Genomic DNA, 5629 nt, shown 5'->3' with positions numbered 1-5629 from the left:
AACAGTTATCCAATGTAAAAACGCATTTAAAGACAAAAGTAGTGGAAACGCATAATCAATTACAACAAACCACAAACTACATCGAAAAACAGAATGAAACGTTACAAAAAATTCAGCAACAATTTTTGAGTTTAGATAAAAAAATAAAAGAAAAGAAACAGGAATTTGAAACGTTTCGAAATCAAATTCCGGATAAGCCAGTGTCAATGTCTTATTTGCGAGAAGAAACAAAAACAGAAGTAACAACGAAACTGTTTGGAAAGCCAGAAATTACTGAGAAGAAAACAGGAAACATTGTGGTTACACGTGAGCAATGGAGAGATATGACAGAAAAAGTGAATGCAGCCGTTATTGTTAAAAAAGATTATGAACGTTTACAGAAGACGGATCTTGTAAAAGAGAATCAAAGTTTACGAGAAGATAATAAATATTTAGAAGAAACAATAAAGGGGAATAATCTTGCTTTAAAACATTCTTATAAACAAAATCGGGAATTAGAAGAAGTAAATAAAGAATTGCATACTGAAATAGGCACTTTAAAGGCTCATATAAGAGATTTACAGATGAATATAAAGGTTTTATATCAACAGACGAAAAAAGTCTTTAAAGAGCAATTTAAGGCATTTAGAGGACTTATTAAAAACGAACTGGATATGAAGGGTGTAGATAATCAATTTGAACGTGAACATACAAGAGAAATAAGAAGTAGACAGAAAGGATATGACATGGAACGTTAGAAACGTTTTGTGATATACTATAATTATTCATCACTAACTAATTTATGGGTTTCATCCATTTAAAAATCTCTTTATATGTGTGCATATAAAGAGATTTTTTGCGTTTATGTAATTAAAATTATGTTAAGATTGATAAGACTACATTTGAAAATGTGGGTTCAAGTTGCTGTTTGACTGAATTGCACAAAAAACCAATTCTATTACACGAGAATTGGTTTTTTTGCGTATAACGAATAGAGATATATCTAGGCGTTTAAGGAGTTGTATCTTATATAATTTAGTCTAACATTAATAAAAAGAAAATTCAAAAATATTCACTAGGTTTGTTGTTTATAAGGAATTATAAAACATGAAATTTTGCATATTTTCTAATTAATTCCCGGAAATAGGAATTAATGATTTATAATAAATAGATGAAATACCCTTTCAGTTTCCGATGAACTGTACTTTAGTCTGTTGTTAGTACGAAGTCTTTTAAAAGACTTCGTACTTTTTTTATTGTCGACCAAGACTATGTTGTAAATGCTCATAGCATTGTATGTTGGATTTCAATTGTAAGTTCCAAAGTAAACTTTTGAATATTTGTTTACTTTCAAATAATTGGTTTTATGGTGTTTTCAGAGGATTTTAGAAAAATAGAGATTCCCGTAAAGAAAGTATACATTTAGAATGCGAATTTTGTACGGATGATGGTTAAAGATACTCAATAAAAATTTCATTTTGTAGAAAATCATCAAAATAAAACGAGCACTTATGGCAAGGCGCTCGTTTAAAAAACATTCTGTGTATTAGGGTTGTGTTTATAAGTTATGAACCGATGAATATTTGTTAAAGTAAGGTTTAAGATAGTTTATTCATTTTAAAGTAAATGGGAACCTGTACGGCAAAAAAAGAGGACCTTCGAACAGTGCTCTTTCTCTGAGTCTGTAGTGCATGATACTTTATGAAGTTTTTTTAGAAATAAAATGAATGAGCTCACGACTAAAACGAACTTGCTATACAATAACATATAAAAAGTCAGACAAGATACAACAAAAAAAGCCATTCATGCTATAATTGAGTTGTCGAATCTACAACTATAGGAGAAGGGCTTTTTTTACTGTTATACAATTAATTAGAGTGTTCAGACTCAAATTAATTTATCTAACTTCATAATAACAAAATAAAAGTCTCTTCGCTAGTTGTAAATACTAGAAACGAGGAGAAAAGCATGACAAATACCATTGATTTTAAACATGTTGAGAAAAATGCAAGAATACGTGATTTTGAGAATGAAAAAGAAAAGTTTAAACAAGATCATAACGGAATTAATCAAGAAGAAGTAAATCAAGCAATGCAAGTATTAAGTAAAGCTACTGGCGGAAAAGAAATATTTATAGGTACTAAACGTTCCCCGCAATCAAAAGTAAAGTTTGCCCAATTTATTCAAGATAATTGGGATTATGCTTTAGAAAATGCATTTTTTACTGACGAAGAAATGCTCTTTTTACTTCGTATTCAAAGGTTTTTACAATTTAAAAGTAATTGTATTGTAAATGATATTCATTCTAGAAATGCACTTCCTATGAGTCAAAAACAAATAGCTGATAGATTAAAAACTGATAAATCTAAAATTAGTCGCATTGTAAATAGTCTGGTACAAAAAGGTGTTATTGTAAAAGCAAATGGACATAAACCAGAAGGGGTTAAAGCTCGTACATACGCATTATTTATTAATCCTAATATTATTTATAGCGGTGAACGTGATAATGTTGAAACAACTTTAAAAGCTTTATTTATGAATTCGAAATCACTATTTAAAAAATTTCCAATAGCCCTTTTTTAAGGGCTATTTTTTTAATTTTAATAGTTGTCTAATTTGACAACTAAAGTTGTCTAATCTGACAACTATTAAAACCACTATAAACCCTTGATATAATAAGCTTTTTAACTAGTTTAGTAGGTATTTTACTCTCACTCTCTATATAAGGGCTAAAAGTTCCGCAAGGAACAGGTCGTATTTTTGAGGAAAAAGCACTCAAAAATCTCCACCTTTTTCACTACGTTTCATCCTTGCCAAACTTTTTTCGGCTGGTTTTTAGCTTTCGCCAAGCCGAACAGACCAAAAACGGGGTTAAGTTGCTCGACTTGGGCTAGCAATTGTACCAGCCGAACCGCCAATTCTTCCGTTCAAAGCATGATTCTTTTTCCATATGTATCAACGCTATGTGGGGTTTAGCCCCCACACGACTAGCCAGCACTCACACCCAAAAACAAGGGAGAATTACATTATTTAGCTAATAAATATTTGTATGTTTTTTGTCACAAGTATTTACATTTTGAATTTGAAAATCGTGTTACCTTTATAAAAGGTTACCGAAATATAATAATTATTTAGGGAGACAATTTATGAAAAAATTATTAATTAGTTTTATTGCTATTTTATTTTTTATTTGTGGTTTTAACTTGAAAGCGTTTGCTGCTGAGGAAATTATTGATTATCAATCTCTTTATAATCAAGCAATTCAAGAAGGTGTTTTAGATCAAAATAGTGTATCTTATAATGAATGGTTAAAACAAAATAAAGAAGAATTTATGCCTATATATCAAGATGGTTTAAAACAAGGTGTTTTTCTAGAACCGTTATCTTATAATGAATGGTTAAAATTAAATAATTATGGACAAGCACCAACGGGAGATATTGAACTTTTTGATGACGTGACTCCAAGAGGAAGTTGGGGTGGATTTACTTTAAAAGCTGGAGATATATTTATAACAAACGCAACTAGTTCAGCAGGTATAGTAGGACATGCAGCTATTGCTAATGGTGATAATTATATTTTACATATGCCTGGTGCTGGCCAAGGAAATCAACAATTATCTACATCTAATTGGATGCAAAAATATACTGCGTCAGGAAAATGGATTAAGGTTTATCGATTAAAAGATCAAACACTTGCTAGAGATGTAGCTAGATATGCTGATAGAAATTTTTATTCCACTACTGGAAGTGCAACTAAAAATGTTTATTTAGATTATGGTATCGATACACATCTGTATCAAAAAAATCCAACTTATTGTTCTAAATTAGTATTTCAAGCACTCTATTTTGGTTCTGGTTCAAGAAATGTTATGCAAGCGGTTAGTGGAATCGTAACTCCTTATGGTTTAATTGATACTTTTACTTCAGCATATAGACCGTCATTAGTAAAAACATATTAATAAATAATTTAGGAGGATTGAATTTGAAAAAAAAAAGATGTTAATAATGATGGCTATCTTTATATCAATAGTTTTAGTGGTTAGTTTTGTTTTATTTAATAGAGTACAGGCGAAAAAATCTATATATAATTACATTGCTAGACAAGGAATACAAGAAAGTCAGTTGAAATATATTGATTTTCATAAAGACTTTAAAATGGGCGGATATTGGCTTGCTGTTTATGTGGAAGGAGAAAATCCTGATATTTATTATGAATATTCTTATCAAGATAAAAAAGTTAATTTTCAAGCTTACTTTAATTCTGAAAAAGCGATAAAGAAAAAAATGTGGGGTGGAAGTGGACTTACTGAAATAGAGATGAAAAAATTAAAGTATCCACCTTTGCAATAATAAACAGTATAAAAAAGAACTTAAATACAGGATAAAACAAAGACTAATTAGTACTAAATAGATAAGTACTAATTAGTCTTTTTATTTTTTAATTAATTTAGAATTAAGAGTTTGATAAAGGATTTAATGAATGATTGAAATAACTCGCAAAACGACTATTGGGAGAAGAAAAATAAGCGGTAAGTGTCAATGGTAAGCGGACTGGAATGGTTCAGCGGTTTATGCTGATCCATGAAAGGAGCATTAAGGAATTGACACGTGCAACCGATTTTCCATCCTCTTGGTAGTTCCTCAAAACGAACCGTTTTGGGGACGCCAACCGGCGAGGAAGCCCCTCAAGGATTGAGGGGTTGGGGAGTTGGATCGATGGGGTCAAGGGGAAGAGTTCCCCTTGTGGGGTGTGGGGCAAAGCCCCTGGTCTTTATCACGCTGTGGCGTGATTTGGCGAAGCCAACGAGGTCTCGCAGAGCCCACACCAAATGTAATTTGGTATAATGGGCTATACCAAAACTTTGGATTCGCTCTCTCGATATGTTATGATAAGCTCAAAAGTAGTCCTCTTACGGAAGACAATTGTGAGGGAAAAACATGAACAAATTTGCAATCATTCACATGCAGAAATTTCAAATTTCTGATGTGCAAGGGATTCAAAAACATAATCAAAGACAAGGAAAAAGTAAATCAAATTTAGACATCGATTATTCGAAAAGTGAACAGAATTATGATTTGTTGAATCAACAAAAAATTAGATATGAAAGCACAATTAAACAAGAGATCAGTGAGCGAGTAAAACGAAAGCCACGGGCAAATTCTGTTGTGCTTTCAGAATTTGTAGTAACAGCTTCGCCTGATTACATGCATTCATTAAGTTTAGAAGAACAGAAACGTTATTTTGAGAGTTCACTAGATTTTATTCAAAAGCGTTATGGCAAACAAAATACGTTGTATGCGATGGTTCATATGGATGAAGCGACACCACATATGCATATTGGTGTGATGCCAATTACAGAAGACAATCGTTTGTCCGCAAAAGATATGTTTACGAGAAAAGAATTGATATCTTTGCAACAGGACTTCCCGTTGGAAATGCGGGAAAAAGGTTTTGATGTAGATCGGGGAGAAGGTTCTGAGAAAAAACATTTATCGCCTCAAGCCTTTAAGGAAAAACAAGATTTAGAAGTAGAAGTGGAACAGTTATCCAATGTAAAAACGCATTTAAAGACAAAAGTAGTGGAAACGCATAATCAATTACAACAAACCACAAACTACATCGAAAAACAGAATGAAACGTTACAAAAAA

Annotated in this window: 4 protein-coding genes and 1 pseudogene; all 5 read left to right on the top strand. The window is 31.6% G+C overall.

All coding sequences use genetic code 11. The features are described 5' to 3' along the window. Positions 1 to 737 (top strand): annotated as a pseudogene (locus tag ACS2CR_RS33285) (MobV family relaxase); the annotation flags it as partial. A gap of 1210 nt (positions 738 to 1947) precedes the next feature. Next, positions 1948 to 2562 carry a MarR family transcriptional regulator gene (locus ACS2CR_RS33280; protein ID WP_000185569.1) on the top strand — a complete coding sequence of 205 codons (615 nt, stop codon included), beginning with the start codon at positions 1948 to 1950 and terminating at the stop codon, positions 2560 to 2562. 563 nt (positions 2563 to 3125) lie between these two features. Continuing rightward, positions 3126 to 3938: a hypothetical protein gene (locus ACS2CR_RS33275; RefSeq protein ID WP_000734781.1), complete on the top strand. Its 813-nt coding sequence runs from the start codon at positions 3126 to 3128 to the stop codon at positions 3936 to 3938. 37 nt (positions 3939 to 3975) lie between these two features. Then, entirely contained in the window at positions 3976 to 4329 is a 354-nt protein-coding gene (locus ACS2CR_RS33270) for a DUF3139 domain-containing protein (RefSeq protein ID WP_160147609.1), read from the top strand. A 588-nt stretch (positions 4330 to 4917) separates the two neighbouring features. Next, the coding region (gene mobV / locus ACS2CR_RS33265) for a MobV family relaxase (protein ID WP_438906145.1) at positions 4918 to 5629 on the top strand (712 nt) is incomplete at its 3' end.

This window comes from Bacillus cereus group sp. BceL291, assembly GCF_051776705.1.
GTDB classification, from domain to species: Bacteria; Bacillota; Bacilli; order Bacillales; family Bacillaceae_G; genus Bacillus_A; species Bacillus_A cereus.
Note: the sequence above shows the minus strand (reverse complement) of the source record. Positions and strands in the feature narration are given on the sequence as shown.